Raw genomic sequence first — 25,764 nt, forward strand, 5'->3', positions numbered from 1 at the left:
AAAGGAGCCCCGTGCATAGTGGCGGTCGCCGCTCCTGTAAAGGGGCGGCAAGCACGCGTCCAGCATCTTAGAAGAGACCGCCCGAGCCGGAGGTTACGGCCTCGTTCGCCTGCGGCGACGTGCGCAGGATTTCCTCCGGAGCCATGTAGTTTTCCATGCCTATGACCGAGAAACTGTCGGCCGGACCGGTGCCGGGCTTGAAGGCCTCAATGATGGTATCCGGCTCGCCCTGCACCGCCGCCATACCGGTCTTGCGGTTGATCGCGATCAGGCTCATGCCTTCCGGAATGTGGAACTTGCCCGGCGGCGTTCCGGCGACGGCCGCCTGCATGAAATCGTTGAAGATCGGGGCGGACAGCGAGCCACCGGTCGCACCACGGCCGAGCGGCGCCGGATTGTCGTAGCCAACATAGAGACCCGCAACGAGATCGGGGGTGTAGCCGACGAACCACGCATCCTTCTCGTCATTGGTGGTACCGGTCTTGCCGGCGACGGGGCGGTCGAGCTTGACCTTGCCGGCTGCCGTGCCGCGCGTAATCACCCCTTCCATGATCGAGGTGATCTGGTAGGCGGTCATCGGATCGAGCACCTGTTCGCGATTGTCGACGACCGCCGGCTCTTCCTGATTGTTCCAGCCGTCGGCATTGCAGCCTTCGCAGACCCGTTCTTCGTGGCGGAAGATCGTCTTGCCGTAGCGGTCCTGGATGCGGTCGATGAGCGTCGGCTTGATCTGCTTGCCGCCGTTGGCGAGCACGGCATAGGCCGAGACCAGCCGCAGCACCGTCGTTTCTCCCGAGCCGAGGGACATCGCCAGAACCGGGTTCATCTTGTCATAGATGCCGAAGCGTTCAGCGTATTCCGCGACGATATTCATGCCCATGTCGTTGGCAAGGCGCACCGTCATCTGGTTACGCGACTTCTCGATGCCGAGCCTGAGCGTCGAAGGACCGGCCGAACCACCGCCATAGTTCTGGGGGCGCCAGACCTGGCCGCCCTGCACGATCTCGATCGGCGCGTCCATGATGACCGAAGCGGGGGTATAGCCGTTATCGAGCGCCGCTGCATAGACGAACGGCTTGAAGGACGAGCCGGGCTGGCGCATCGCCTGGGTGGCGCGGTTGAATTCGGACTGTGCATAGGAGAAGCCGCCGACCATCGCGAGGACACGGCCGGTATGCGGGTCCATTGCGACGAGGCCACCTTGAACCTTCGGCGGCTGGCGCAGGCGGTAGCGATCCTTCTGCCCTTCTCCTCCGAGCGGTTCGACGAAGACGACATCACCGGGTTTCAGCACGCCTTCGGGAGACTTCGCAGTCTTGCGGTCACCGCTGGCGGAGCGATAGGCCCAGTCCATGTCCTCGGCCAGGATCTTGCCCGTCCCGCGCTCGGCCGCCACCTTGCCGCCTGCCTCGGTCGCCGGCTGCAGGCCGATATCGACGCGGTCGCTGGAGACGGCGAGGACGACGGCCAGCTTCCATTCCGGAACGTCGCTCAGGCCGGCCACTTTTGCGAGCGGCGTGCCCCAGTCACCGGAAACGTCGATCTGGCTCACCGGCCCCCGATAGCCGCGGCGCTCGTCATAGGTGATCAGGCCCTTTTGCAGGGCCTTGCGCGCGGCGATCTGCATCTTTGGATCGAGGGACGTGCGGACCGACAGCCCGCCTTCATAGAGTGACTTGTCGCCGTAGCGTTCGATGATCTGGCGACGGACCTCTTCGGCGAAGTAGTCCGAGGCGAAGAGGTGGGCACCGGTGCGGCGCAGGGTGACGCCGAGCGGCTGCTTCTTCGCCTCCGCGCCGTCCTCCTTCGAAACGAAGCCGTTCTCCACCATGCGATCGATGACCCAGTTGCGGCGCTCGAGCGCGGCGTTGGGGTGGCGGAACGGATGATAGTTGGAGGGTCCCTTCGGGAGCGACGCGAGATAGGCGGCCTCGGCGATGGTGAGTTCAGTCACCGACTTGTCGAAATAGGTGAGCGCGGCACCGGCGATACCGTAGGCGTTCATGCCGAAGAATATCTCGTTGAGGTAGAGTTCGAGAATCTTGTCCTTCGAATAGGCCTGTTCGATGCGGAAGGACAGGATCGCTTCCTTCACCTTGCGGTCGATCGTCTGGTCCGACGTCAGCAGGAAGTTCTTGGCGACCTGCTGGGTGATGGTCGAAGCACCGACCGGACGCCGGCCGGACCCGAAATTCTGCAGGTTGACGAGAATCGCGCGGCCGAGACCATAGATGTCGACGCCGGGGTGATTGTAGAAATTCTTGTCTTCGGCCGACAGAAAAGCGGCCTTCACGCGGTCCGGGACTGCTTGGATCGGCAGGAACAGCCGGCGCTCGCGCGCATATTCCGCCATCAGCGAGCCGTCATCGGCGTGGATGCGGGTAGCGACCGGAGGTTCGTAGCTCGACAGGACGGCGAAATCCGGCAAATCCCTCGTGAGGTTGGTCAGATAGATCGCGACCACCACCGCGACGGCGAGCGCAAGCACGGAGGCAAGTCCGAAGAAGTATCCAATCAGTCTGATCATAATCGAGCTACCGGCGTTCGCTTTCGGTTCGGCGCGCAATGGCAAACATCGCACATGTCGTCGCGTTTTGCACGTCAAGCGCCTATTGGCAAGACTTCGGGGACGGCCAGGCGACGTTGCGGCTACGCTCCTCGATGCCTCTCCGGAGTAAAGGCGCGATTGTGAGGAAAATAGGGCCGGTCATCGCTTGTCCGCATTCGTTCCATAAGGCTGGCGGCAAAATCCACCTCCGCCTCGATGGTGTCGCGCATCGCCTGTCGCGAACGCTCGCATCACCCACCGTTCGCAAGCACCGGCTCGCGGTAGCGCCTGATCGCGGCGGTCAGCAGTTCGGCGATCTTCTCGCGCCAGCTTTCGTCGAGCAGTACCTTCTCATCGTCCTTGTTCGACAGAAACCCGAGCTCGAGCAGGATCGACGGGACGTCGTGGGCCTGCAGGACACGGAAACCGGCGAAGCGGTGCGGATTGTTGATCAGCGCGACCTGCCCGTCGAAGGAAGACACGACTTGCTCCGCCATCGCCACGGAAAACGCCTGGGTTTCGCGCCGGGTGAAATCGAGGAGGATGTCGGTGACCTCGGCCGGCTCGGCGGCGAGATCGACACCGCCGATGGCGTCGGCGAGGTTTTCCCGCTCGGCCAGCTCGGCCGCCATCTTGTCGGAGGCCTTGTCGGAGATCGTGTAGACGGTTGCGCCGCGGATGTTGTCCTGTCGCAGTTTGTCGGCGTGAAGCGAGACGAAGAGGTTCGCATGGTGCTGGCGCGCGATCGTCACCCGCTCCGACAGCGACAGGAACTCGTCGCCCTCGCGAGTCAGAAAGGCAAAGATTCCCGGCTCCCTCGCAAGGCGTCGCTGCAACGCCTTGGCGAAGGCGAGCGTGATGTCCTTCTCCGGCGTCTTGGTTTCGCTGGCGATCGCGCCATTGTCGATACCGCCGTGACCGGCGTCGATGGCTATCACGAAGGTGTTGCCGGGCACCGGGCTCGACGTTCCGGGCCGATCTCCGCGTGCCGCCGCATCGGAGGCCGGCACGTCGACAACTACCCTTCCGCCGCTCCAGGCCTGGCGCTTGACGAGGTCGTCGAAGACTCCCCTCTTCACCATTTCGGCATCCAGCACCAGGCGAAAACCCTTGCCGGCCTCGTCGGCCTGGACTTCAGCAAGTGCGAGCTGCGCAGGACGTTCGGTCGTCAGCACGATTCGTGCGGACCGGGCGCCGACCGCACCGTAACGGACGTCTTTGAAAAGCCCGCGCGCCTTCAAGTCCTCCACGGGGAAAGCAAACGCCGTGGCGGGCAGATCGACGACGATGCGATCTGGCTTTTCCAGGTAGCGGACTTCAAAGACGGGCTTGCGATCGAGATCGAGCACGATTCGCGTCCGCGCGCGGTCGCCGGCAATTCTCGCGGCATAGGCGAGCACCGGCGGCTCCCGATCTTCGTCGGCGGCCGGCGCCCTTTCCGGTATCATCAGCGACAGCAGCGCCACCATCAGGAAGCCGAGCAACCACGCACTACGGCGCGACCACGGCCGACCGATTCCAGACTGATGCAACACTTGCCCCTTTCAACGATATCACCGAGCCCGCCGCGGCCCGCCCGCACGGGAGAATCACACCGGCGCGCTAAACACCACTAATCCATGGGTATTATGGCACAAATGGGTTTTCCCTTGCTATTGCGGTGGAGAAAACATACAACGCAACCGAGGGATAGAGATGCCCACGGGATAGAATCATCGCCGCGGCTGCCAACCACAATCAGGTTTGGCGCCAGCTTGCCGGACATTCATCCACCGTATCTGCAGCTTTGTCCTGAAACTGGATCACAAGCCGGCACTCGGCCGGTTTCATCTACTGGTGGGCAACCACCAAGCGCTCTTTGCGAGCATTCATCGGGCCCAAGGGCCTATGGCATTGTCGTTTTTGTTCGGTCTTTGATGTCGTTGCAGCAGGTAGTCAGAAACATCAGCGGATTTGGAGCGCCCGGCGCCCCGGAAGCTGTTCAGTTGCTGCTCGCTCACCCCACCGGACGAAGACATCTATATCCGGCGCATCCCCAAGATATCTCTCGCCCGTTCAAGCAGCGTGCGACTCGATCTTGCCGAGAAGGCGCCGAGGAGCACAGCTTACATGGCAGACAAAATGCTTATCGACGCGTCTCACGAGGAAGAGACGCGCGTTGTCGTCGTTCGTGGTAACCGGATAGAAGAATTCGATTTCGAGTCCCAGCATAAGAAACAGATCAGGGGCAATATCTATCTGGCAAAGGTGACGCGGGTCGAGCCCTCGTTGCAGGCTGCCTTTGTCGATTACGGCGGCAATCGCCACGGTTTCCTGGCCTTCGCCGAAATCCATCCCGATTACTACCAGATCCCGCTTGCAGACCGCCAGGCGCTGCTGAGCGCCGAGGCCGAGGAGCACCGCCACGCCGACGACGGCGACGCGGAAAACGAAGCGCCCGTCGCGGCACAGGCGGCAGAAGCCGCCTCCCCGGCTGAAGATAGCGAACCCGTTGCCGAACCCGCGCCGACCGAGGATGCCCCGGTCGAAGCCGCCGAGGAGCCGGCCGCCAAGCCGAAGGCGCGGCGCGCCCGCAAGCCGCGCAGCAAGAAGGCCGCAGACGCGGCTGCCGAGCAGGCGGACGAAGCCGGAACGCAGGCGACGGACGAAGACGGCGGCGACGAAGGCGGGAAGACCATGGCCGCCATGGTCGACATGGACGAAATCTCCGAAGAGGCCGGCGGTCGCCGGGGCCGCGATGACGATTTCGACGATGACGACGACGATCATGTCGAAGAAAAGGAAGAAATCGAATCCGTCGGCGCCGAGGACGCGATGGAAGAGGTTCCGGACCGCGTCGTTCGCAAGCCGCGCAAGCAGTACCGCATCCAGGAAGTCATCAAGCGCCGGCAGATCCTGCTGGTGCAGGTCGCCAAGGAAGAGCGCGGCAACAAGGGCGCGGCTCTCACCACCTATCTTTCGCTTGCAGGCCGCTATTCGGTGCTGATGCCGAACACGGCGCGCGGCGGCGGCATCTCCCGCAAGATCACCAATCCGGCCGACCGCAAGCGGCTGAAGGAAATCGCCCGCGGCCTCGAAGTGCCGCAGGGCATGGGCGTCATCCTGCGTACCGCCGGTGCAAACCGCACCAAGGTCGAGATCAAGCGCGACTTCGAATACCTGATGCGCCTTTGGGAGAACGTCCGGACGCTGACGCTGAATTCGACGGCGCCGTGCCTCGTCTACGAGGAAGGCTCGCTCATCAAGCGCTCGATCCGTGACCTCTACAACAAGGATATCAGCGAGATCGTCGTTGCCGGCGAAGATGGCTATCGTGAAGCGAAAGACTTCATGAAGATGCTGATGCCGAGCCACGCCAAGGTGGTCCAGCCTTATCGCGACATCCACCCGATCTTCTCGCGTTCCGGCATCGAGGCCCAACTCGACCGCATGCTGCAGCCGCAGGTAACGCTGAAATCCGGCGGCTACATCATCATCAACCAGACCGAAGCGCTGGTGGCGATCGACGTCAACTCCGGCCGCTCGACGCGCGAACACTCGATCGAAGACACCGCGCTGCAGACGAACCTCGAAGCGGCGGAGGAAGTCGCACGCCAGCTTCGCCTGCGCGACCTCGCCGGCCTGATCGTCATCGACTTCATCGACATGGAAGAAAAGCGCAACAACCGCGCCGTCGAGAAGAAGCTGAAGGATTGCCTGAAGAACGACCGTGCCCGCATCCAGGTCGGCCGGATCTCGCATTTCGGCCTTCTGGAAATGTCGCGCCAGCGCATCCGCGCCTCGGTTCTCGAATCAACGACGCAGCTCTGCCCGCATTGCGGCGGCACGGGCCTCATCCGCTCGCAGTCCTCTGTTGCGCTGCACGTCCTGCGTGGCATCGAAGAGTTCCTGCTGAAGAGCACGACGCACGACATCACCGTGCGCACGACGCCGGAAACGGCGCTCTACCTGCTGAATCACAAGCGCGGGACGATCGTCGACTACGAACGCCGTTTCGGCGTGTCGATCGTGATCGACTCCGACGACACCGTCGGATCGCAGCACTTCGCCATCGACCGCGGCGAGCCGGTCCTGAACCCGGTCAAGATCGAAAGCCTGATGCCGGTAATCTCCGAGCCCGAAGAGGAGGAAGAGATCTACATCGAGCCGGAAGAAGAGGATGAAGACGAAACCGTTGAAACCTCAGCCGCGCCGCAAGCAAGCTCCGGCGACGAGCAGCAAGGACGCAAGCGCAAGCGTCGTCGGCGCCGGCGTGGTCGCAACGGAAACGGTAACGGCGAGGCCTCCTCTGCATCCGCGGACAATGGCGCCGATGAGGATGAAGACGAGGATGAAGGCGAAGAGGAAGGCAGCGTAGCCGCCTCTGCCGGAGCCGACGAGACGTCCGAAGAAGGCCAGAAGCGCAAGCGCCGCCGTCGTGGCAAGCGCGGCGGACGACGCAGCCGTCCGGGCGAAGAAGGTGCAGCGGACGCCGCGGCTGAAGGTGACGAGACCGACACCGCGGAAGACGAGGCGGAAGGTGCGGAAACCGCAGCCGAAGTGATCGAGGCGATCGCCGAAGAAACGGTGGCCGAAGAGCCATCCGCTATGGCGGCCATCGAATCGGCGGAAGAACCGGTAGCCCGCAAGCCGCGCCGTACCCGCAAGGCAAAGGTCGCCGTTTCGCCGGTTGAGGAACCGATCATCGCCGAAGAGGCGCCGCCGGTCGAACCCGAGGTTGCCGAGAAGAGCGCGACGCTCGCCGAGGAACCGGTCGCCGAGGAAACCGTGATGGAAGAGGCCGCGGAACCGGCAAAGCCCGCCCGTGCCAATCGCCAGTCGAATGTCACCACGTCCGAGCCGGTCGTCACGTCGGTAAAATCGACCACGCCGGAAGCCGAAGGTGACAAACCCAAGAAGGGTGGCTGGTGGCAGAAGCGCGGCTTCTTCTGAGACCGCCTCCGACATCTGAACACGCGATGGCCGCCCCTCGGGCGGCCGTTTTGCATTCGTGCTTCCCCTGGCGCCAGTCCCAGGCAGGCGTCAGGGAAGCGGTCTGCGGCGCGACATCAGAAGAGCCCTGTTACCGGCGACCGTCGCCTCCCCTTGCACGACGAAGCCGCACCGCGCGGCGAGGCGGATGGAGCGCCCGTGTGCGGGATCGAAGATGGCGGCAATTCTGTCGCCAATGAAATTGGCGTCCGCCCATCGGAGAACCGCCGTCATTGCTTCAGTCGCGATTCCCTGCCCCTGAGCCTCAGGCGCAAGAAGCCAGCCCGCCTCCGGAATGCGGTCGAGCGAAGGAGTCATCGCGCGCTTGAAATCAGCAAAGCCCAGTTCACCCAGATATTCGCCCGTGTGACGGTCCTCGATCGCCCAATAGCCGAAGCCGAGAAGACGCCAGTGCCCCACATAGCGCAGCAGTCGCGCCCAGCTTTCCTGCCTCGTCGAGGGTTTCGCGCTGATGTAGCGGACAACGTTCTCATCGGCCCACATGCGCGCCAGCGCGTCGAGGTCGGAAACACGGTGCCCGCGCAGTCGCGTGCGCTCCGTCAGCAGTTCCGGAGCCTCGAACGACGGCTGTCTCACCCACGAAATAGTCATCAGCACCTCCCGCCTTGTCGACAGATCCAATCCAGACGTTAGAGCCTGACTTGGCCTATGACGGCAAGAGATCAAAGGCGAACTTGTCGCCGGGCGCTATTTCAGCCAGCGCTCGATGCGGTCGAGCGCCTCGACCATTTCCGCCATCGTTCCGGCATAGGAAAAGCGCATGGCGCGATGCCCCTCCACCGGATCGAAGTCCAGGCCGGGCGTCGCCGCGACGTCGATCGCCGAGAGCATTTCTCGGGCGAAGGTCATGCTGTCGTTGGTGTGACGGCTGACGTCGACATAAGCGTAGAACGCTCCGTCCATCGGCGACAGCAACGGAAGCCCGAGCCTCGGCAACCGCTCCATGAGATAATCGCGATTGGCACGGCAACTCGCCTTGTAGTGCTCCAGTTCCTCACCGGCCGTGAGCGCCGCCACCGCCGCGATCTGGGAGAGTTCCGGGGCGGAGATGTAGAGGCTTTGCGCCAGGCATTCGAGCGGGCGCACGAGCTCCGGCGGAACCACCATCCAGCCGATGCGCCAACCGGTCATGCAGTAGTATTTCGAGAAGGAGTTGATGATCACCGAGCGGTCGCCGATCTCCAGCGCGCTCGCCTCGTCGCCGGAGAAGGTCAGGCCGTGGTAGATCTCGTCGGAGATCAGGTTGATCCCCTCGCCCTCGCAATAGCGCGCGAGCTCTGCAAGCTGCGCCTTGCCCGTCACCGTTCCGGTCGGATTGGCGGGGCTGGCGAGCAGAACGCCCTTCAGCCGGAGCCCGGCTTCGCGCTGCGCCTCTTCGAGGCTCTCGGGTGTCAGGGTGAAGTGCGTTGCGGCGTTGACCGGCACCTCGACGACCGTCAACCCGAGCGCCTTGAGGATATTGCGATAGGCCGGGTATCCGGGTCTGGCGATCGCCACGGCGTCGCCCGCATCGAAGAGGCCGAGAAAGGCGAGATTGAAGGCCGCCGACGAGCCCGTCGTGACGATGACCCGTTCGGCGTCGACGGTAACCCCGTGTCGCTGCTGGTAGTAGTCGGCGAGCGCCTGGCGCAATTCTCCGGTGCCGAGCGCGTCCGTGTAGCCGATCCGGCCATGTTCGAGCGCGGCCCGCGCCGCCGCAAGCGCCGCCTGTGGGGCCGGGTGTCCGGGCTGGCCGACCGCCATGGAAATGACCGGCTGCCCCGCCTGCCGGCGCCGAGTGGCTTCGGCCAGCACATCCATGGCGTGAAACGGTTCGACGGCACTGCGTTTGGAAATGGTGACCACTGTCAATTCTCTCGCTTCTGCTGGGGCGCCTGACATTTGCCGTATTATTGCTGTGTTCACAATGGCGAGATTGGCGCGGAGGGGCCATTTTTCGACCTTCCATTCCGCGTTCCAGACACTACATTGATCCCGAATCCAATCGGTTCCGGCGGAGCCAGCCGGCTGTCGGCTACCTGCCGGCGACCCTTACGAGGAATGACATGCCCCTGACGTTCAAACATCTCGCCGTTGCGGCTCTCGCTCTCCTGCCCGCAGCACTGCCGACAACGGTGAATGCGCTCGACGACCAGCAGAAGAAAGAATTCGGCGAGTTCATCAAGGAATACCTGATCGCGAACCCCGAGATCATGCTCGACGTGCAAGACGCGCTCGAAAAGAAGCAGCAGGAGGCACGTCAGCAGCAGGCCTCGGCCGCGGTCGAAACCAACAAGGAAGCGCTCTTTGCCTCGAAGTACGATCTCTCTCTCGGCAATCCGCAGGGCGACATCACGATCGTCGAGTTCTTCGACTACAATTGTGGCTACTGCAAGCGCGCCCTTTCCGACATGGACAGCATCATCGCCGGCGACAAGAACGTTCGCTTCGTGCTGAAGGAATTCCCGATCCTCGGGCCGGATTCAGAAGCCGCGCACAAGGTCTCGGACGCCTTCCGGAAGATCGCGCCGGAAAAATACGGCGAGTTCCACCGCGCGCTGCTCGGCGGCGAGGGCCGCGCCAATGAGGCGCGCGCGCTCGAAGTCGCCGCCTCGCTCGGTGTCGAAGAGGCCGATATCCGCAAGAAGATGGCCGAGAGCCCGAACGACGAATCCGTCCACGAGGCCTATCAGCTCGCCACCAGCCTCGGCATCACCGGCACCCCCTCCTACATCGTCGGCAATGAAGCCGTATTCGGGGCCATCGGCTCGAAGGCGATCGAAGAGAAGGTCGCGAACGTCCGCAGCTGCGGCCGCACCGCCTGCTGAGTGCCGGAGAAGCGTCTCAACCCCTCTCTCCCCCGCAAAGTCGGGGGAACTCAGGCGTCTGGCCCGCAGGGGGCTTTCCCTTGCGGGCCTCTCAGTCTATAGGAGGCGCTTGAAGAGAGACGGACCCCTCATGAGCAAAACGATCTTTGTGCTGAACGGCCCCAATCTGAATATGCTCGGCAAGCGCGAGCCCGGAATCTATGGCGGCAAGACCCTCGTCGATATCGAGGCCGACTGCAAGGAAGCGGGTGACGCGCTCGGCTTCCATGTCGACTTCCGCCAGAGCAATCACGAGGGCAAGCTCGTCGACTGGCTGCATGAGGCCAATGACGTCGCGGTCGGCGTTGCGATCAATCCCGGCGCCTACGGACACACCTCCATTGCCATGCACGACGCGATCCGCGCGATTTCCGTTCCGGTCGTCGAAGTGCACATATCCAATATCCACGCGCGGGAAGAATTCCGCCACAAGTCGATGATCGCACCGGCCGCCAAGGGCATGATCTGCGGCTTCGGCCCCCACAGCTACATCCTGGCGCTGCATGCGCTGAAAAACATCACGCAATAACAAGAATATAGGACCTCACCCATGGCTGAAAAGAAATCGGGAATCGATCAGGCGCTGATCCGTGACCTCGCGAACATCCTCAACGAGACCGATCTGACCGAGATCGAAGTCGAACAGGACGACCTGAGAATCCGCGTCTCGCGCTCCGGTCCGCAGATGGTCGCCATGCAGCAGGCCCCGGCCTACCAGTTTCCCGCGGCCGCCCCTGCCCCGGTTGCCGCCGCTGCTCCGGCAGCCGCTGCCGAGCCGGCACGCAATCTCTCGAATGCGGTCACCGCCCCGATGGTCGGCACCGCCTATCTCTCCCCCGCCCCGGGCGCTCGTCCCTTTGTCGAGGTCGGTTCGATCGTCAAGGAAGGTCAGACGGTTCTCATCATCGAAGCGATGAAGACGATGAACCAGATCCCGGCCCCGCGTTCCGGCAAGGTCGTGGAAATTCTGATCGAGGACGCCCGGCCCGTCGAGTACGGCGAGCCCATGCTGATCATCGAGTGAGGCCCATGAGCGGTATTTCGAAGATCCTGATTGCCAATCGCGGCGAAATCGCCCTTCGCGTCCTGCGCGCCTGCAAGGAGCTCGGCATCGCCACGGTGGCCGTTCACTCGACGGCGGATGCCGACGCGATGCATGTCCGGCTCGCCGACGAGAGCGTCTGCATCGGCCCGCCGCCGTCGCGCGAAAGCTACCTCAACATCCACCAGATCGTCGCTGCCTGCGAGATTACCGGCGCCGACGCCGTCCATCCGGGCTACGGTTTCCTTTCGGAAAACGCCAAGTTCGCCGATATCCTCGATGCGCACGGCATCACCTTCATCGGGCCGACGGCAGAGCACATCCGCCTGATGGGCGACAAGATCACCGCCAAGCTGACGGCGATGGATCTCGGCATTCCCGTCGTTCCGGGTTCCGACGGCGAGGTGACGGAAGACAACCTGATGGCCACCGCGCACCGCATCGGCTTTCCGGTTCTCATCAAGGCGACGGCAGGCGGCGGTGGCCGCGGCATGAAGGTGGCCAAGACCGAGGAAGACCTCGAGGAAGCCTTCAACACCGCCCGGACCGAAGCGGCAGCCGCTTTCGGCAATCCGGCCGTCTACATGGAAAAGTACCTCGGCAAGCCGCGGCACATCGAGATCCAGGTCCTCGGCGACGGTGAAGGCAACGCCATCCACCTCGGCGAGCGCGACTGCTCGCTGCAGCGGCGCCACCAGAAGGTCTGGGAAGAGGCCAACTCTCCGGCGCTCAACGTCGAACAGCGCATGAAGATCGGCCAGATCTGCGCCGACGCCATGATGAAGATGAAGTACCGCGGCGCCGGCACGATCGAGTTCCTCTACGAGAACGGCGAATTCTACTTCATCGAAATGAACACCCGTCTGCAGGTGGAGCATCCGATCACCGAAGCGATCACCGGCATCGACCTCGTGCACGAACAGATCCGCATCGCTTCCGGCGCCGGTCTCTCGGTCACGCAGGACGAGGTGACCTTCTCCGGCCACGCCATCGAATGCCGCATCAACGCCGAGGACCCGCGCACCTTCGTGCCCTCCCCCGGCACGATCACGCATTTCCATGCTCCGGGCGGTCTCGGCGTGCGCGTGGATTCGGGCGCGTACCAAGGCTATAAGATCCCGCCCTACTACGACAGCCTGATCGGCAAGCTGATTGTGCACGGGCGCACACGCGTCGAATGCATGATGCGTCTGCGCCGCGTGCTCGATGAATTCGTCATCGACGGCATCAAGACAACCCTGCCGCTGTTCCAGGACCTGATCGCCAATCAGGACATCGCGAACGGCGACTACGACATCCACTGGCTGGAGGATTATCTGGCCAGAACTTCAGCCTGAAGAACGCCGATGGCAGGGCCGCGCAGCAGAGATTACTCGATCACTCCGGAGATCCTGCTGCGTGCCTATTCCATCGGCCTCTTTCCGATGGCGGAATCGGCGGACGACCCGGAAATCTTCTGGGTCGAGCCCGAACTTCGGGGCATCATCCCGCTTGATGCGCTTCACGTCTCGAAGAGTCTTGCCAAGGCAATGCGCCACAAGCCCTTCGACATCCGTTATGATACCGCCTTCGACCTTGTCCTCGACAAATGCGCAGAAGCAGCCGAAGACCGGCCGAGTACCTGGATCAACCAGACAATCAAGGATCTCTACCGCGCGCTTCACCGGATGGGCCATGCCCATAGCGTCGAAGCCTGGGACGGAGACGAACTCGTCGGTGGGCTGTACGGCGTCTCGCTCGGCTCTGCTTTCTTCGGCGAGAGCATGTTTGCCCGGCGCACCAATGCCTCGAAAATCTGTCTTGTCCACCTCGTCGAACGCCTGAGGGAGCGTGGCTTCACGCTGCTCGACACGCAGTTCACGACGGAGCACCTGAAGACCTTCGGCGCGATCGACGTGCCGAAGGACCAGTATGCGCGTCTGTTGGAAAAGGCCGTGGCGGGACCGGACCTCCCCTTCGCCTGACGGAACGAATTCGACGTTTACGCCAGAACGTCAGAACAGCCCGACACTACCCGGCTTCGCTCCGGGAACCTGCGGCAGCGGCTGCCCCTGCGGCATCTCCTCGCCCCCCTGCGGGATGTCGAGCGGCGGCAGCAGGTCGCCCGGTGCATTGTCCGGCACCGGCTGAGGTTCGTCGAGGGGCGGCAAGGCATCGCCCGGGGCGATATCCTGCATCTGTTGAGAATCACCAAGCGGCGGCAGGGAATCGCCGGGAACGTTGTCGGGAATTTCCTGCGGGGCACCGAGCGGCGGAACCGCGTCCTGCTGCTGCTGCGGCGGCTGCAGCACGCCGCTGTTCTGCGGGTCGGGTGGGTTCTCTGCAGGCGCCATGGCACCCTCGCCCACCGGCTGCGACTGCTCGCTTACCGATGCCGGCGTCTGGCTTTCCGAACTTGCGGCCCGCTTCTGCGCCTCGGTGGCCTTCTCTGCCTCCGAGACCGGCACGGGAGCGGGATGAGCGGCGACGACTCCTTCCGGCGCCGGAACGTCCGACGACTGCTTGCAGCCCGTCAGCCACACGTCGTAGATCGCGTGCTCGACGGCATTCAGCGCCGGGCTGTCGGCGAACATCCAGCCGGAAAAGATGCGGCGGATCTTGCGGTCGAGGGTGATCTCATCGACTTCGATGAAGGCGTCGATCTTCTGGGCTTCTGCCTCGTCGCGGGAATAGCAGACCTTCGGCGTCACCTGCAGCGCGCCGAACTGCACGGTCTCGTTGACGTAGACATCAAAGGAGGTGATGCGCCCGGTGATCTTGTCGATGCCGGCGAACTGCGCGACCGGGTTGGCGATACGCTCCGCTCTCGCCGCACTCGCGGCCGAAAGCAGGGAAACGGCGGTCGTCAGCGCAAGGAGAGAGGCCGCGCCAAGCCCGATGCCGTTTCCGAAAAGCTTCATATCTCCAGTCTCCAGCCGTTCTGCCGACGATGCTCCTCCCCGGGAGAAGGCAACGTCCAGCAAAGCGGCTAAACGTCAATTGTGGCCAAAACCGGTGTCAGTTGCCGGGCGTCCAGGCGTCGTAGTCGCCGGTTACGCGCGGACGCTCGCCCGGAACGGCAATCGAACCCTGCGGACGATAGGCGAGCGAGGAACCGGTGTAGTTCGGCCGGTGGGGCTTCTGCCACTCGCGCGCCTTGTAATCCTCCTTGGTCGGAGGAACGTCCGTGCGGTGATGCATCCAGCCGTGCCAGTCCGCCGAAATCTTCGAAGCCTCGGCATAACCGTTGTAGATGACCCAGCGGCGCGGGAGACCAAAGGAGGTCATGCCGCCTTCGTAATAGACATTGCCGAACTCGTCTTCGCCGACGCGCTTGCCATTGCGCCAGGTGAAGAAGCGCGTGCCCATTGTCTGGCCGTTCCACCAGGTGAAAAGTTGCAACAGAAGCTGCTTCATGTCTCGTCCTTCGGCTCCGACGCCCGAACGGCGCTCGGGTTCAACAGTTCCCCGCTTATGCCGCCTTGGGGGCCGATTGTCCAGTGTTTCGCGGGCCGTCAACCGTCATTTCAGCTTGAACTTGAAGCCGATGTGACTGGCCTCGAAACCGAGCCGTCCGTAGAAGCGGTGGGCATCCGTGCGCTTCGCATTGGAGGTGAGTTGCACCTGACGCAGCCCCTGCCGCCTCGCCTCGTCAAGACAGAAGCGGATCATTGCCTCGCCGACGCCCTGCCCGCGGCAATCCGCCCGCGTATGCACCGCCTCGACGATCATCGAGGAGCCGCCGCGGCCGGTCAGGGTCGTGGTGATCAGGGTCTGAAAGGTCCCGACCACCTCCCCGCCTTTCACGGCCACATAAAGCGTTTCGTTCGGGGATTGATCGATGAGGCGGAATGCCGCCCGATAGTCCGGCAGTGCTGAAGGGTCCGTGGTGTCGCCGTGGCCGCCGAGCGAATCGTTTGCGAACATCGCGACGATCGCCGGCACGTCGCCTTGGCCGGCCTTCCGGATGGTGACAGACTCAGTTTCCATATATGGTCCTTCGCGAGCGGGAGCACCCGCAAATCAGGGGAACTGGGGGAAGACTTACATGATCTGTCGCAGCGCTTGCACTTTCTTTCTTGCGCTAATCTTGTCCATACCGGCAGCATCCGCCGAGGAAGGCGGACGCAAGGGGATCGCCTTCGTCCAGGCACCCGAGATGAGCAGCGGTGTCTGCACCGGAGCCAACGCCGACGAGGCCTTTGCCTGCGCCCGCAAGCAGTGCGTCGACGGCGGCGGCACGGACGAGGATTGCGTTGCGATGAGCTACTGCTTCCCGGCGCTCTATAGCGTCGAGGTTTCGATCCTGCACACCGAAGGCCTCCACTGGGAAGAATTCTATTGCGGCTGGGAGAGCAAGGAAGCGGCGCTCGCCGCGGCGAAGGTCGCCTGCGACCGGGAACGGCGTCCAGACCTCGCCGAATGCGCCGCCGTCCTCCTCTATGACGAGGACGGCAAGCAGGAAGAAGTCCCCCAGGAGTGAGGACGCTCAGCCGAGCGGCTTTTCCATGATGATCGCCGGCAGGCCCGAATCCGGGCCGCCGCAGCTCGTCGTGCGGTCGACCTCGGTGAAGCCGTGCGCCTCGTAAAAGGCGATGGCCGCGGCGTTTCGCGGCTCGACCTCCAGACGCATGATCTCCGCATCCGGAAAGCAGGTCTCGAGCTCGGCAAAGAGATCACGGCCGATGCCCATGCGCTGGCAGGAAGGCCGCACGTAGAGCTGGTGCAGCATGGCGGTCTTCGTCATCGTCTTCGACATGGCGGCATAGGCCATGCCGCCGAGCCGCCGCCCGTCGTCGGCGACGAGGAACTCGCCGCCCTTCTTCTCCACCCGCGCCTTCAGCGCCGGCAGCGAATGCCAGGCATCGATGAGCTGTTGCACCTTCTCCGGTCCGTAGAAGCCGTCATAGGTGGAATGGAAGGACTCCGCCAGCAGGCCACGCAGCGCTTCGACATCGCGCTCGCTCGCCGTGCGGACGAAGAACATCGCTGCCATCACTCCTCGATTCCGAGCTTCAGCTTGACGAGCGCCTGCACGGCCTGCGGATTGGCCTTGCCGCCGGTCGCCTTCATCACCTGGCCGACGAACCAGCCGGCGAGCGTCGGCTTGGCAAGCACCTTGGCGACCTGGTCGGGATTGGCGGCGATGATGTCGTCGACCGCCTTTTCGATCGCGCCGGTATCGGTCACCTGCTTCATGCCGCGGCTCTCGACGAGCGCCGCCGGGTCACCGCCCTCGTTCCAGACGATCTCGAAGAGATCCTTGGCGATCTTGCCGGAGATCGTGCCGTCCTTGATGAGGTCGATGATGCCGCCGAGCTGGGCGGGCGAAACCGGAGTCTCTTCAATGGTTTTTCCGGCTTTGTTCAACGCACCGAGCAGGTCGTTGATGACCCAGTTGGCTGCGGCCTTGCCGTCGCGGCCTTCGGCCACGGCCTCGAAATAGTCGGCGATCGCCTTTTCCGAGACGAGCACGGAAGCGTCGTAGACGGACAGGCCGAGATCGGCGACGAAACGGGCCTTCTTGTCGTCCGGTAGTTCCGGCAGGTCCTTCTTCAGCGCCTCGACGAAGGCATCGTCGAATTCGAGTGGCAGGAGGTCCGGATCGGGGAAATAGCGGTAATCATGCGCCTCTTCCTTCGATCGCATGGCGCGGGTTTCACCCTTGCCGGGGTCGAAGAGGCGGGTTTCCTGGTCGATCTCGCCGCCGTCCTCGAGGATGGCAATCTGGCGACGGGCCTCGTATTCGATCGCCTGGCCGATGAAGCGGATGGAGTTGACGTTCTTGATCTCACAGCGGGTGCCGAAGGCGCCGCCCGGCTTGCGTACGGAGACGTTGACGTCGGCGCGCATCGAGCCTTCGTCCATGTTGCCGTCGCAGGTGCCGAGGTAGCGCACGATCGAGCGCAGCTTGGTCATGTAGGCCTTGGCCTCGTCGGACGAGCGCATGTCGGGCTTGGAGACGATCTCCATCAGCGCGACGCCCGAGCGGTTGAGATCCACATAGGACATGGTCGGATGCTGGTCGTGCATCGACTTGCCGGCGTCCTGCTCGAGGTGCAGGCGCTCGATGCCGATCTCGATATCCTCGAAATTGCCCTGACGGTCGGGACCGAGCGAGATCACGATCCTGCCCTCGCCGACGATCGGATCCTTGAACTGCGAGATCTGGTAGCCCTGCGGCAGGTCCGGATAGAAATAGTTCTTGCGGTCGAAGATCGAGCGGTTGTTGATCTTCGCCTTGAGTCCGAGGCCGGTGCGCACAGCCTGCCTGACGCATTCCTCATTGATCACCGGCAACATGCCCGGCATCGCCGCGTCGACGAGCGAAACGTTGGAATTCGGCGCGTTGCCGAAGGTGGTCGAGGCCCCCGAGAAGAGCTTGGCGTTGCTGGTCACCTGGGCATGGACTTCCATGCCGATCACCACCTCCCAATCGCCGGTGGCGCCGGGGATCAAGCGTTTCGGGTCAGGCGTGCGCGTGTCAACAATGGTCATCTGGAGCTCTTGTCATGCTTGGGATTTCTGACCCCGTTGGGTAGAGCAAATGGCGCTGCGGCGCAAGGCTCGACACGGTGGCGCGGATGGTTATGTCACGCCTCGCGCCAACCGTCGGCGATGTCAGAATTCCTGGCCGTATCCGACCGGCTCCGGTGCGACGAAAGCCTTGGCGAGGCCGACCGTCTGGATGTCGCGGTCGAGCTTGGGGTTGTAGGCGACCGTCAGCCAGTGCACGGAATAGCCGTGCTTCTCGAAGAAATGCAGACCTTCGCGGTTCATCGCGTGTGTCTCGAGGGTCGCCTTCTCGAAGCCCAGATGGCGGATTTCGCCTTCGACGGCTGCCAGCAGGGCCGTGCCGAGGCCCTGCCCCTGGAAAACCGGGTCGATCCAGAAATCCGTGATGTCCTCGTCGAGGTTTTCGCGCGCTGCCCAGCCGGCGACGTCGCCGTTCTGCTCGATCACCGTGATCGTAAGCCATTCGGAGCTGACGAAGTTCCAGAAGGCAAGGCGCGCGTTCTCGACCATGGCTTTCGTTTCGCCGACGGGGATCATCGCCTTCTCCCAGGCGCGCAGCCCGACATCGGCGAGGATCGCCGCCTCATCCTGCCGTGCACTGCGGATCGTGATCATGAAGTGCCCCCCGCTTTGCGTCAGTAGAACACCGGCGATGGCGATTTACCAGCCCATCGCGACCTGCGCCCGTGTGACGATGGTAATCTCAACATTTCCAGTGTCTTGTAGATCATTCTGCATCTCGACATCACGTTACGGAAGTTGCGACGGGGCGCGCCCCTGATTCGCCGGAGGATTTAGAGGCGTTTCCTCCTGCGCTTGACGCGCGCCGAGGCATGCGGCAAAAACAGCTCCGCACGATGGAGTGTTGATGTACGGATTGTCACAGACCCGGTGAAGGCCCTGCCCGCGATCGATACGATCCGCGCGCATGGGCCCGACGAGAACAGAACCCCGATGCCTGACCGGCAACGGATACGTTTTCGTGCGTCCTTTCGAAGGACGCGAATACCGGATCAACGACAATGGACATCTCGCGCAACGAACAGCGCATCCTTCACCTGCTCGCCCAGGGCGGGCGGATCGAAATCTATCGCAATGACAGACGCAAGATCGAGAACGCCCGGTGCTTCTCGCGCGACGGCTGGCTCTATCCCGGCTTCGACCTTCTCCTCTTCCGAAAACTGAAGCGGCTGAAGGCGATCAGCTCGAAGGCCGGACACCCTTACCGGATCACCGAAAGGGGGCTGCGGCTCGTCAGGGCGGAACTGGACAACAGGTAACGACGACGCCGGCCTTCCTCGTGAAGGCCGGCAGCTACAGTGCCTTTTCCAGGTGGACCTTTTCGACGTCCATCTGCATCGCCGCAGAACGCTCCATGCCACGCCAGACGAGGACGAAGCCGCAGCGCTCGTACAATCGGATGGCGCCGGCATTGCGGGCGTGGGTGGCGATGCGTGCGCGTTCTATTCCCTCGCCCCGCATCAGGGAGAAAACGTGTTCGAGAAGCGCCCTGCCGGCGCCCCTTCCCTGATGATCGGGATGAACCCACAGGTCCGAGACATAGTCGGCATCGCCCTCGCGGGCGGTCCAGCCGACGATCTCGCCGGCGCGTTCGGCGACGAGAATGACCGGTGAACCGGTCGCCGCGAAATCGCAGAAGGCGCGGTGCACACACTCCGGCATCTCAGTGCCGAAGTCATTCAGGACGGGGTTCGCCGCCCAGGCGGCAAAGCCGACTTCGCCGACGCTTTCGGCGTCGGCCTCGGTCATCGGTCGGATCAGAACCCGGCTTACCACCACTTCGCCGGGCGGAAGGTGCCGGCGGCCTGTTCGATGACGTGCGCGGCCTTGAAGAGCGTGCTCTCCTCGAACGGCCGGCCGATGAGCTGCAGGCCGAGCGGCAGGCCCTTGGCGTCGAGGCCGGCGGGAACGGAAAGGCCCGGAAGCCCGGCCATGTTCACCGTCACCGTGAAGACGTCCTGCAGGTACATCTTGACCGGATCGGCGGCGAGTTCCTTGTCGCCGATGGCAAAGGCAGACGACGGCGTGATCGGCGCGAGCACGGTATCGACATCGTTGAAGGCGAGCTCGAAATCGCGCTTGATCAGCGTGCGGACCTTCTGGGCTCTCAGGTAATAAGCGTCGTAATAGCCGGCCGACAGCACGTATGTGCCGATGAGGATACGCCGCTTGACCTCGGTGCCGAAGCCCGCGGCGCGGGTCTTCTCGTACATGTCGGCAATGTCCTTGCCGTCGACCCGCAGGCCGTAGCGGACACCGTCATAGCGGGCGAGGTTCGACGAGGCTTCCGCCGGTGCCACGATATAGTAGGCGGGCAGCGCGTATTTGGTGTGCGGCAAGGAAATGTCGACGACCTCGGCACCGGCGTCCTTCAGCCAGGCCACGCCCTGCGCCCAGAGTTTTTCGATCTCTTCCGGCATGCCCTCGACGCGGTATTCCTTCGGGATGCCGATCCGCATGCCCTTGAGCGACTGGCCGAGCGCCGCCTCATAGTCCGGAACCGGAATGTCGACCGAGGTCGTGTCCTTGGCGTCGACGCTCGCCATCGACTTCAAGAGGATCGCGGCGTCGCGAACGTCGCGGGCGATCGGGCCGGCCTGATCGAGGGAGGACGCATAGGCGACGATGCCCCAGCGCGAGCAGCGGCCATAGGTGGGCTTGATGCCGACGGTGCCGGTGAACGCGGCCGGCTGGCGGATCGAGCCGCCGGTGTCGGTCGCCGTCGCACCGGCGCAGAGATGGGCTGCGACCGCAGCCGCCGAGCCGCCCGACGAACCGCCGGGCACGAGGCGCTGATCGGAGCCGCTCGCCTTCCACGGGTTCGTCACCGGACCGTAATGGGAGCTTTCGTTCGACGAGCCCATGGCAAACTCGTCCATGTTGAGCTTGCCGAGCATGACGGCGCCGTCGTCCCAGAGGTTCTGGGTGACGGTCGATTCGTATTTCGGCTTGAACCGGCTGAGGACCGCACTGCAGGCCTGGGTGTGGACGTCGCGGGTCGCAAACAGGTCCTTTACACCGAGCGGAATGCCCTCGAGCGCGCCGGCCTTGCCGGCGGCGATGCGCGCGTCGGAGGCCTTGGCCATCTCCAGCGCCTTCTCCGGCGTGACCGTCACAAAGGCGTTGATCGCATCGTTCGCGGTCTCGATCGCCTGCAGATAGGCTTCGGTCAGCTCGACGGCTTTGAATTCCTTCGCCGCCAGTTTGGCGCGGGCTTCGGCAATGGTCAGGCTGGTCAGTTCGCTCATGATCGGTTCACTTCAAAATGAAAGGCGCCTTGGCAGCGCATCAATGCTGGATACGGCCCGGAGACGGCCGTCACGCACGGAATAGGCGACGGTTATTCGACAACCTTCGGCACGAGGAAGAAATTGCGATCGGTCTCCGGCGCATTGGCGACGATATCGTCCGCCTTGCTGCCGTCGGTGACCTCGTCCTTGCGCTTCTTCATCGCCATCGGCGTGACCGACGTCATCGGCTCGACGCCGGTGACATCGACCTCGGAGAGCTGCTCGACGAAGCCGAGAATGCCGTTCAGCTCACCCATCATCCGCTCCGCATCCTCTTCATTGAGGGCAATGCGGGCAAGATGCGCAACACGCTTCACGGTGGCGAGATCAACGGACATGGGTATTCTCCAGACAGACTGTTTCCCCCGCTATAATGGCCGCGGGACGCATGCGCAACGGGGGAAATCGTCAGAGGTCGAGGCTCTCGCCGGGCTTCGGCGTGGCGACCTTCGTCTTCGTTCCCTCCATGCCGGCGACGAACTTCTCCGGCGTCTGGTCGATGATCGGGAAGGAGCCGTAATGGCAGGGTAGCGCAACCTCGAAATTGAAGAAACGCTGGCAGGCGAGCGCGGCGACGGCACCGCCCATCGTAAAGCGGTCGCCGATCGGAACGATGCCGATGTCGGGGCGATGCAACTCGTTGATCAGCGCCATGTCGGAGAAGATATCTGTGTCGCCCATGTGGAGCAGCGAGGCGCCGTCGTCGAAATGCAGCATCAGGCCGTTCGGATTGCCGAGCGAGTGGGAAACACCATCCTCGGTGATCGAGGCGGAGGAATGCAGCGCATTTGTGAAGGTGACGGTGAAGCTATCCATGTCGATGGTGCCGCCGGTATTGCCCGGCGAATAGTTTTCCAGCCCCTTGTGGGCGAGCCACATGCAGAGGTCGAAATTGGCGACGACCGTCGCACCGCTTTCCTTCGCGATCGCAAGCGTATCGCCGACATGGTCGCCATGGCCGTGGGTCAGCAGGATGTGGGTGACGTCGGCAGCCGCTTCTTTGAGGTCGAGACCCTCGAAGCCCGGATTGCCGGTGAAGAAGGGATCGATGAGAATGCGGGCCTTGCCGGTTTCGATGCGGAAGGCGGAATGCCCGAGCCAGGTGATTTTCATTGTCGTCTCTTCCTTTCGAATCTTCTGCCGTGCGGCCACGATCTCATTAGAGTATTTTGGCCGACAGCGGCAGCAGGGCAAGTGCGCAGACACCGTCTGCGCTCGTATTGCGCTACCCTGCCCGGTAGGATATGCGACGTCATCCCCTCGATGGACGGAGTTTGCGGCGCACGCGGCGTCATTCATCGGGTTTTCGAGTGACGGCCGCAAGGAGGCAAGAATGTCCGACGATGATTATGTATACGACGAAGTAACCGGCGAATGGCGGCCGGCCTCCGAAATGGCAGCGCAGGCCGCAGCAGCGGCCGAGGTTCGCGACAGCGCCGGCAACGTGCTCGCCGACGGTGATTCCGTCACCCTCATCAAGGACTTGAAGGTCAAGGGCACCAGCACGACCCTGAAGCAGGGGACCGTCATCAAGTCGATCCGCCTCACGGAGAATCCGGAGGAGGTCGACTGCCGCCACGACGCCATCAAGGGCCTGGTGCTGCGCACCGAATTCTTGCGCAAGCGGTAAGGAACGGCATGGCCACGCTGACGATCGAGCAACTCGCAGGCTTCCTGAAGCCCGGCCAGGCGATTGCCGGTCTCGATCTCGGCACCAAGACGATCGGGGTCGCGATGTCGGACCTCGGTCGCCGCTTTTCCACCCCCCGCCCGGTCATCAAGCGCGTCAAGTTCACCAAGGACGCCGAGGTGTTGCTCGATTTCGCGGCACGGGAGAAGGTCGCCGCCTTCGTCATCGGCCTGCCGATGAACATGGACGGCTCGTCAGGACCACGCGTCCAGGCGACGCGGGCCTTCGTGCGCACGATGTCCGACAAAACCGATATTCCCTTCATCCTGTGGGACGAGCGGCTTTCGACGGTCGCAGCGGAACGCGCACTTCTCGAAATGGACGTGTCACGGGCCAAGCGTGCCGAACGCATCGACTCGGCGGCCGCGGCCTTTATCCTTCAGGGTGCCCTCGACAGGCTTTCCGCGCTATCGAGAATGGGCGCTTCCGACACGGACGTGCCCTGACGCGTCCGCCACCAGGCGGCAATCGCACGGCGCTTGCGCAAGGCGATGATCGCGAAGACGAACAGGCTGTCGAACACGATGGCGCGTGCGACCAGCGGCGGAATGGTGTCCGGCGGGATGCCGAGAATATCCCCGTAGATCTGGAAGACCATGTCATGCGCCTGTCGGGTCAGCATGAAATAGCCGAAACTGATGTCGTTGTAGGAAAGGCCGTACCAGCCTCCGAGCAGCACGATCGGCGTCGCCCAAAAAATCAGGAACGTCTTCATGCCGCCCTCCCCTTCCATTCTTGTGACGGCGTCCAGTTGCGGACGAGCCATGTCGCCAGAGCCATCGCGCTGAGCACGACGGCAGGCACGGCGATGTCGAGCGCCAGGCCGGCGAAGAACATCATCACCATGAGCATTCTCGCGATCCGTGCGGCGTTGTTAACCATCTTGCCATCGGCTCCGGCATCAACCGGTCCGAAACTCGCGCGTTAACCGACCTCGCGCAACGTAAACCATTTATTAAGGTTAACGCGCCCTGGGGATAACCGGCACACCGCCCACCCCCTTCGAGATCACGGTAGTAGACGGATAGTTATTTAGCTTGAGAGCTAACCATCGACTCAGGAGGGAAAGCTGTCGCTCAGCGGTCCGGATATCGTGCGGCCCGCCTACCCTGCCGCCGGATAAAGGAGATCGAGGACGTAGCGGGCGTCGAAGCGGGCGTCGATGGCGCCGTAGGTGTGGCGCCAGCCGCCGGCGAGGCGCGTCTCGAGGAACGCATCGGCGATTTTGCCGGCACCGAGGCGATAGAGTTCCGCCGCGGCGGCGGCGAGCGCCAGTTGCTCGACGAGGAGCCTTGATGCCGCCTCGTCGCGCTCGGCAAGGGCCGTCGCCGCCCTCAGGACCTCGACGGTCTTCCTGCCGGAGACGCCGAGGTCGCGTTCGAGCCCTGCAAAGATCGTCTCGAAGAGATCCTTGCCGCGGTTCAGCACCCTGAGCACGTCGAGCGCCATGACGTTGCCCGACCCTTCCCAGATCGCATTGACCGGCGCTTCCCGGTAGTGGCGGGCGATTGCCCGCTCCTCGATGTAGCCGCTGCCGCCGATGCATTCCATCGCCTCGTAGATCAGCGCGGGCGCCATCTTGCAGACCCAGTATTTGACGACCGGCGTCATCACCCGCGCAAAGGCGGCATCGGCGGGGTTGTCGCGCGCCTGGTCGAAGGACTGCGCGAGCCGGAAGACGAGTGCGGTCGCGCCGGCGACGTCGAGCGCCATGTCGGCGAGCACGCGGGTCATGATCGGCTGGTCGATCAGCATCTTGCCGAAAACGCTGCGGCCACGAACATGGTGGACGGCTTCCGCCATCGAGGCGCGCATGATGCCGGCAGACGCGACGGCGCAGTCGAGCCGGGTCAGCGTCACCATGTCGAGGATCGTGCGGATGCCGTCGCCGGGCTGGCCGAGGATATAGCCGAACGTGCCGTCGAACTCGACTTCCGAGGAGGCGTTGGAACGGTTGCCGAGCTTGTCCTTCAGTCGCTGGAACTGCAGCCCGTTGGCCGATCCGTCTTCGAGGAGCCGCGGCACGAGGAAGCACCCGATTCCCTCCGGCGTCTGGGCGAGCATCACGAAGGCGTCGCTCATCGGCGCCGACATGAACCACTTGTGGCCGGAGAGACGGTAGATGCCCTCGCCCACCCGCTCGGCGCGGGAGATATTGGCGCGAACGTCTGTACCGCCCTGCTTCTCCGTCATGCCCATGCCGAGCGTTATTCCCGTCTTCTGCATCGGCGGCTTGTTGGAGGAGTCGTATTTGCGAGAAAGGATTTTCGGCACCCACTCCTTCTGCACCTGCGGCGAAGCCATCAGCGCAGCGACGGACGCGCTCGTCATCGTCAGCGGGCAGAGATGACCGCATTCGAGCTGGGCGGTCAGGAAGAAGCGGACCGCGCGGGCCCTGTGCTCGTAGCCGCGGGTGTCGGGATGGTTTTCCCAGGCGGACGAATGCAGCCCGTTCGCCATCGAGCGGCGCATCAGCGCGTGCCAGGCCGGATGGAATTCGACGACGTCCAGCCGTTCGCCGCGCACGCCGTGGGTCCGCAACTGCGGCACGTTCTGGTTCGCCATGCGCGCCAGTTCCTGCGCCTCCGGCGAGGTCACGTAGCGGCCGAGCGCGTCATATTCCTCCCGCAGCGAGCGGTGAAGTCCGGAGCTCAGATCGACGATCAGCGGATCCGACCGGTAGGCATTGACGCCGGACCAGGGTTTCGGCTGATTCAGTTCGGCGAGTTTGTCTTCTGTCCGGCTCATTTCGCTCATTTTTGTCTTTTGAAGGATCTGATTCGTTTAACATGGGGAACAAAGTCCAATCCACATAGCACATGCTTGCCCCCCCGGCTGGC

Annotated in this window: 26 protein-coding genes and 1 pseudogene; 10 read left to right on the forward strand and 17 right to left on the reverse strand. The window is 63.4% G+C overall.

Going from position 1 to position 25,764, the window contains the following annotated elements; all coding sequences use genetic code 11:
• Nucleotides 1–67: 67 nt before the first annotated feature.
• Nucleotides 68–2,527: a penicillin-binding protein 1A gene (locus tag H4I97_RS09525; RefSeq protein ID WP_182304409.1), complete on the reverse strand. Its 2,460-nt coding sequence runs from the start codon at nucleotides 2,525–2,527 to the stop codon at nucleotides 68–70.
• A gap of 272 nt (nucleotides 2,528–2,799) precedes the next feature.
• Complete coding sequence (locus H4I97_RS09530; protein ID WP_244658770.1) at nucleotides 2,800–3,996, reverse strand: N-acetylmuramoyl-L-alanine amidase; 1,197 nt, start codon at nucleotides 3,994–3,996, stop codon at nucleotides 2,800–2,802.
• Between the two features lie 661 nt (nucleotides 3,997–4,657).
• On the opposite strand from H4I97_RS09530, the gene H4I97_RS09535 reads away from it, so the two are divergent.
• Nucleotides 4,658–7,480: an Rne/Rng family ribonuclease gene (locus H4I97_RS09535; protein WP_182304410.1), complete on the forward strand. Its 2,823-nt coding sequence runs from the start codon at nucleotides 4,658–4,660 to the stop codon at nucleotides 7,478–7,480.
• A 90-nt stretch (nucleotides 7,481–7,570) separates the two neighbouring features.
• Here H4I97_RS09535 and H4I97_RS09540 read toward each other — a convergent pair whose 3' ends face one another.
• Both H4I97_RS09540 and H4I97_RS09545 read right to left on the reverse strand, forming a co-directional pair.
• Nucleotides 7,571–8,131: a GNAT family N-acetyltransferase gene (locus tag H4I97_RS09540; RefSeq protein ID WP_182304411.1), complete on the reverse strand. Its 561-nt coding sequence runs from the start codon at nucleotides 8,129–8,131 to the stop codon at nucleotides 7,571–7,573.
• 96 nt (nucleotides 8,132–8,227) lie between these two features.
• Nucleotides 8,228–9,385 (reverse strand): pyridoxal phosphate-dependent aminotransferase, encoded by a 1,158-nt coding sequence (locus tag H4I97_RS09545; protein WP_182307599.1) that lies wholly within the window; start codon nucleotides 9,383–9,385, stop codon nucleotides 8,228–8,230.
• 200 nt (nucleotides 9,386–9,585) lie between these two features.
• Between H4I97_RS09545 and H4I97_RS09550 the strand changes: the two genes are divergently transcribed.
• The 5 genes from H4I97_RS09550 (at nucleotide 9,586) to aat (ending at nucleotide 13,392) form a co-directional block, all read left to right on the forward strand.
• Nucleotides 9,586–10,347, forward strand: coding sequence for a DsbA family protein (locus H4I97_RS09550; protein WP_182304412.1), 762 nt, complete (start codon nucleotides 9,586–9,588; stop codon nucleotides 10,345–10,347).
• Nucleotides 10,348–10,477: 130 nt separating this feature from the next.
• A complete protein-coding gene (gene aroQ / locus H4I97_RS09555; protein WP_182304413.1) occupies nucleotides 10,478–10,915 on the forward strand; it encodes a type II 3-dehydroquinate dehydratase in 438 nt (145 codons plus the stop codon).
• A 21-nt stretch (nucleotides 10,916–10,936) separates the two neighbouring features.
• On the forward strand, nucleotides 10,937–11,410 hold the full coding sequence (gene accB / locus H4I97_RS09560; protein ID WP_182304414.1) for an acetyl-CoA carboxylase biotin carboxyl carrier protein: 474 nt from the start codon (nucleotides 10,937–10,939) through the stop codon (nucleotides 11,408–11,410).
• Between the two features lie 5 nt (nucleotides 11,411–11,415).
• The gene (gene accC / locus H4I97_RS09565; RefSeq protein WP_182304415.1) at nucleotides 11,416–12,765 is read left to right on the forward strand and encodes an acetyl-CoA carboxylase biotin carboxylase subunit; all 1,350 of its coding nucleotides are present in this window, start codon (nucleotides 11,416–11,418) and stop codon (nucleotides 12,763–12,765) included.
• A 9-nt stretch (nucleotides 12,766–12,774) separates the two neighbouring features.
• Nucleotides 12,775–13,392 carry a leucyl/phenylalanyl-tRNA--protein transferase gene (aat, locus tag H4I97_RS09570; RefSeq protein WP_182304416.1) on the forward strand — a complete coding sequence of 206 codons (618 nt, stop codon included), beginning with the start codon at nucleotides 12,775–12,777 and terminating at the stop codon, nucleotides 13,390–13,392.
• A gap of 498 nt (nucleotides 13,393–13,890) precedes the next feature.
• On the opposite strand, the pseudogene H4I97_RS24550 reads toward aat, so the two are convergent.
• The 3 genes and pseudogenes from H4I97_RS24550 to H4I97_RS09585 all read right to left on the reverse strand — a co-directional run.
• Nucleotides 13,891–14,328: pseudogene (locus H4I97_RS24550) on the reverse strand (DUF2155 domain-containing protein); the annotation flags it as partial.
• A 97-nt stretch (nucleotides 14,329–14,425) separates the two neighbouring features.
• On the reverse strand, nucleotides 14,426–14,824 hold the full coding sequence (locus H4I97_RS09580; RefSeq protein ID WP_129331190.1) for an NADH:ubiquinone oxidoreductase subunit NDUFA12: 399 nt from the start codon (nucleotides 14,822–14,824) through the stop codon (nucleotides 14,426–14,428).
• A 105-nt stretch (nucleotides 14,825–14,929) separates the two neighbouring features.
• Entirely contained in the window at nucleotides 14,930–15,397 is a 468-nt protein-coding gene (locus tag H4I97_RS09585; protein WP_182304418.1) for a GNAT family N-acetyltransferase, read from the reverse strand.
• A gap of 100 nt (nucleotides 15,398–15,497) precedes the next feature.
• Between H4I97_RS09585 and H4I97_RS09590 the strand changes: the two genes are divergently transcribed.
• Nucleotides 15,498–15,890 (forward strand): hypothetical protein, encoded by a 393-nt coding sequence (locus tag H4I97_RS09590; protein WP_210297073.1) that lies wholly within the window; start codon nucleotides 15,498–15,500, stop codon nucleotides 15,888–15,890.
• Between the two features lie 6 nt (nucleotides 15,891–15,896).
• Here H4I97_RS09590 and H4I97_RS09595 read toward each other — a convergent pair whose 3' ends face one another.
• From H4I97_RS09595 to H4I97_RS09605, 3 genes are all read right to left on the reverse strand, one after another.
• On the reverse strand, nucleotides 15,897–16,394 hold the full coding sequence (locus H4I97_RS09595; protein ID WP_182307600.1) for a GNAT family N-acetyltransferase: 498 nt from the start codon (nucleotides 16,392–16,394) through the stop codon (nucleotides 15,897–15,899).
• Nucleotides 16,395–16,402: 8 nt separating this feature from the next.
• Nucleotides 16,403–17,905 (reverse strand): Asp-tRNA(Asn)/Glu-tRNA(Gln) amidotransferase subunit GatB, encoded by a 1,503-nt coding sequence (gatB, locus tag H4I97_RS09600; RefSeq protein WP_182304420.1) that lies wholly within the window; start codon nucleotides 17,903–17,905, stop codon nucleotides 16,403–16,405.
• Nucleotides 17,906–18,028: 123 nt separating this feature from the next.
• On the reverse strand, nucleotides 18,029–18,538 hold the full coding sequence (locus H4I97_RS09605; protein WP_182304421.1) for a GNAT family N-acetyltransferase: 510 nt from the start codon (nucleotides 18,536–18,538) through the stop codon (nucleotides 18,029–18,031).
• Nucleotides 18,539–18,945: 407 nt separating this feature from the next.
• Here H4I97_RS09605 and H4I97_RS09610 point away from each other — a divergent pair, with 407 nt between their 5' ends.
• Entirely contained in the window at nucleotides 18,946–19,203 is a 258-nt protein-coding gene (locus tag H4I97_RS09610; RefSeq protein ID WP_182304422.1) for a YjhX family toxin, read from the forward strand.
• Between the two features lie 34 nt (nucleotides 19,204–19,237).
• On the opposite strand, the gene H4I97_RS09615 is transcribed toward H4I97_RS09610, so the two are convergent.
• From H4I97_RS09615 to H4I97_RS09630, 4 genes are all read right to left on the reverse strand, one after another.
• On the reverse strand, nucleotides 19,238–19,693 hold the full coding sequence (locus H4I97_RS09615) for a GNAT family N-acetyltransferase (RefSeq protein ID WP_244658612.1): 456 nt from the start codon (nucleotides 19,691–19,693) through the stop codon (nucleotides 19,238–19,240).
• Between the two features lie 20 nt (nucleotides 19,694–19,713).
• The gene (gatA, locus tag H4I97_RS09620) at nucleotides 19,714–21,192 is read right to left on the reverse strand and encodes an Asp-tRNA(Asn)/Glu-tRNA(Gln) amidotransferase subunit GatA (RefSeq protein WP_182304424.1); all 1,479 of its coding nucleotides are present in this window, start codon (nucleotides 21,190–21,192) and stop codon (nucleotides 19,714–19,716) included.
• 92 nt (nucleotides 21,193–21,284) lie between these two features.
• Nucleotides 21,285–21,572 (reverse strand): Asp-tRNA(Asn)/Glu-tRNA(Gln) amidotransferase subunit GatC, encoded by a 288-nt coding sequence (gene gatC / locus H4I97_RS09625; RefSeq protein ID WP_148155654.1) that lies wholly within the window; start codon nucleotides 21,570–21,572, stop codon nucleotides 21,285–21,287.
• A gap of 70 nt (nucleotides 21,573–21,642) precedes the next feature.
• A complete protein-coding gene (locus H4I97_RS09630) occupies nucleotides 21,643–22,347 on the reverse strand; it encodes a metal-dependent hydrolase (protein ID WP_182304425.1) in 705 nt (234 codons plus the stop codon).
• A gap of 220 nt (nucleotides 22,348–22,567) precedes the next feature.
• On the opposite strand from H4I97_RS09630, the gene H4I97_RS09635 reads away from it, so the two are divergent.
• Both H4I97_RS09635 and ruvX read left to right on the forward strand, forming a co-directional pair.
• Nucleotides 22,568–22,864 carry an alkylphosphonate utilization protein gene (locus tag H4I97_RS09635; protein ID WP_129331198.1) on the forward strand — a complete coding sequence of 99 codons (297 nt, stop codon included), beginning with the start codon at nucleotides 22,568–22,570 and terminating at the stop codon, nucleotides 22,862–22,864.
• Between the two features lie 8 nt (nucleotides 22,865–22,872).
• A complete protein-coding gene (gene ruvX / locus H4I97_RS09640) occupies nucleotides 22,873–23,370 on the forward strand; it encodes a Holliday junction resolvase RuvX (protein WP_182304426.1) in 498 nt (165 codons plus the stop codon).
• On the opposite strand, the gene H4I97_RS09645 is transcribed toward ruvX, so the two are convergent.
• The 3 genes from H4I97_RS09645 to H4I97_RS09655 form a co-directional block, all read right to left on the reverse strand.
• Nucleotides 23,304–23,639 (reverse strand): DUF6105 family protein, encoded by a 336-nt coding sequence (locus H4I97_RS09645; RefSeq protein ID WP_182304427.1) that lies wholly within the window; start codon nucleotides 23,637–23,639, stop codon nucleotides 23,304–23,306. The genes ruvX and H4I97_RS09645 overlap by 67 nt on opposite strands.
• Complete coding sequence (locus tag H4I97_RS09650; protein ID WP_182304428.1) at nucleotides 23,636–23,806, reverse strand: hypothetical protein; 171 nt, start codon at nucleotides 23,804–23,806, stop codon at nucleotides 23,636–23,638. Before H4I97_RS09650 ends, H4I97_RS09645 begins: the two co-directional genes overlap by 4 nt.
• Nucleotides 23,807–24,028: 222 nt before the next feature.
• Nucleotides 24,029–25,681 (reverse strand): acyl-CoA dehydrogenase family protein, encoded by a 1,653-nt coding sequence (locus H4I97_RS09655; RefSeq protein ID WP_182304429.1) that lies wholly within the window; start codon nucleotides 25,679–25,681, stop codon nucleotides 24,029–24,031.
• Nucleotides 25,682–25,764: the final 83 nt, after the last annotated feature.

Source organism: Ciceribacter thiooxidans, from assembly GCF_014126615.1.
GTDB classification, from domain to species: domain Bacteria; phylum Pseudomonadota; class Alphaproteobacteria; order Rhizobiales; family Rhizobiaceae; genus Allorhizobium; species Allorhizobium thiooxidans.

Coding starts and splice junctions, on each gene's coding strand:
- H4I97_RS09525 (WP_182304409.1), bottom strand. CDS start 2,527: ATGATCAGACTGATTGGATACTTCTTCGGACTTGCCTCCGTGCTTGCG.
- H4I97_RS09530 (WP_244658770.1), bottom strand. CDS start 3,996: ATGATACCGGAAAGGGCGCCGGCCGCCGACGAAGATCGGGAGCCGCCG.
- H4I97_RS09535 (WP_182304410.1), top strand. CDS start 4,658: ATGGCAGACAAAATGCTTATCGACGCGTCTCACGAGGAAGAGACGCGC.
- H4I97_RS09540 (WP_182304411.1), bottom strand. CDS start 8,131: ATGACTATTTCGTGGGTGAGACAGCCGTCGTTCGAGGCTCCGGAACTG.
- H4I97_RS09550 (WP_182304412.1), top strand. CDS start 9,586: ATGCCCCTGACGTTCAAACATCTCGCCGTTGCGGCTCTCGCTCTCCTG.
- aroQ (WP_182304413.1), top strand. CDS start 10,478: ATGAGCAAAACGATCTTTGTGCTGAACGGCCCCAATCTGAATATGCTC.
- accB (WP_182304414.1), top strand. CDS start 10,937: ATGGCTGAAAAGAAATCGGGAATCGATCAGGCGCTGATCCGTGACCTC.
- accC (WP_182304415.1), top strand. CDS start 11,416: ATGAGCGGTATTTCGAAGATCCTGATTGCCAATCGCGGCGAAATCGCC.
- aat (WP_182304416.1), top strand. CDS start 12,775: ATGGCAGGGCCGCGCAGCAGAGATTACTCGATCACTCCGGAGATCCTG.
- H4I97_RS09580 (WP_129331190.1), bottom strand. CDS start 14,824: ATGAAGCAGCTTCTGTTGCAACTTTTCACCTGGTGGAACGGCCAGACA.
- H4I97_RS09585 (WP_182304418.1), bottom strand. CDS start 15,397: ATGGAAACTGAGTCTGTCACCATCCGGAAGGCCGGCCAAGGCGACGTG.
- H4I97_RS09595 (WP_182307600.1), bottom strand. CDS start 16,394: ATGTTCTTCGTCCGCACGGCGAGCGAGCGCGATGTCGAAGCGCTGCGT.
- gatB (WP_182304420.1), bottom strand. CDS start 17,905: ATGACCATTGTTGACACGCGCACGCCTGACCCGAAACGCTTGATCCCC.
- H4I97_RS09605 (WP_182304421.1), bottom strand. CDS start 18,538: ATGATCACGATCCGCAGTGCACGGCAGGATGAGGCGGCGATCCTCGCC.
- H4I97_RS09610 (WP_182304422.1), top strand. CDS start 18,946: ATGGACATCTCGCGCAACGAACAGCGCATCCTTCACCTGCTCGCCCAG.
- H4I97_RS09615 (WP_244658612.1), bottom strand. CDS start 19,693: ATGACCGAGGCCGACGCCGAAAGCGTCGGCGAAGTCGGCTTTGCCGCC.
- gatA (WP_182304424.1), bottom strand. CDS start 21,192: ATGAGCGAACTGACCAGCCTGACCATTGCCGAAGCCCGCGCCAAACTG.
- gatC (WP_148155654.1), bottom strand. CDS start 21,572: ATGTCCGTTGATCTCGCCACCGTGAAGCGTGTTGCGCATCTTGCCCGC.
- H4I97_RS09630 (WP_182304425.1), bottom strand. CDS start 22,347: ATGAAAATCACCTGGCTCGGGCATTCCGCCTTCCGCATCGAAACCGGC.
- H4I97_RS09635 (WP_129331198.1), top strand. CDS start 22,568: ATGTCCGACGATGATTATGTATACGACGAAGTAACCGGCGAATGGCGG.
- ruvX (WP_182304426.1), top strand. CDS start 22,873: ATGGCCACGCTGACGATCGAGCAACTCGCAGGCTTCCTGAAGCCCGGC.
- H4I97_RS09645 (WP_182304427.1), bottom strand. CDS start 23,639: ATGAAGACGTTCCTGATTTTTTGGGCGACGCCGATCGTGCTGCTCGGA.
- H4I97_RS09650 (WP_182304428.1), bottom strand. CDS start 23,806: ATGGTTAACAACGCCGCACGGATCGCGAGAATGCTCATGGTGATGATG.
- H4I97_RS09655 (WP_182304429.1), bottom strand. CDS start 25,681: ATGAGCGAAATGAGCCGGACAGAAGACAAACTCGCCGAACTGAATCAG.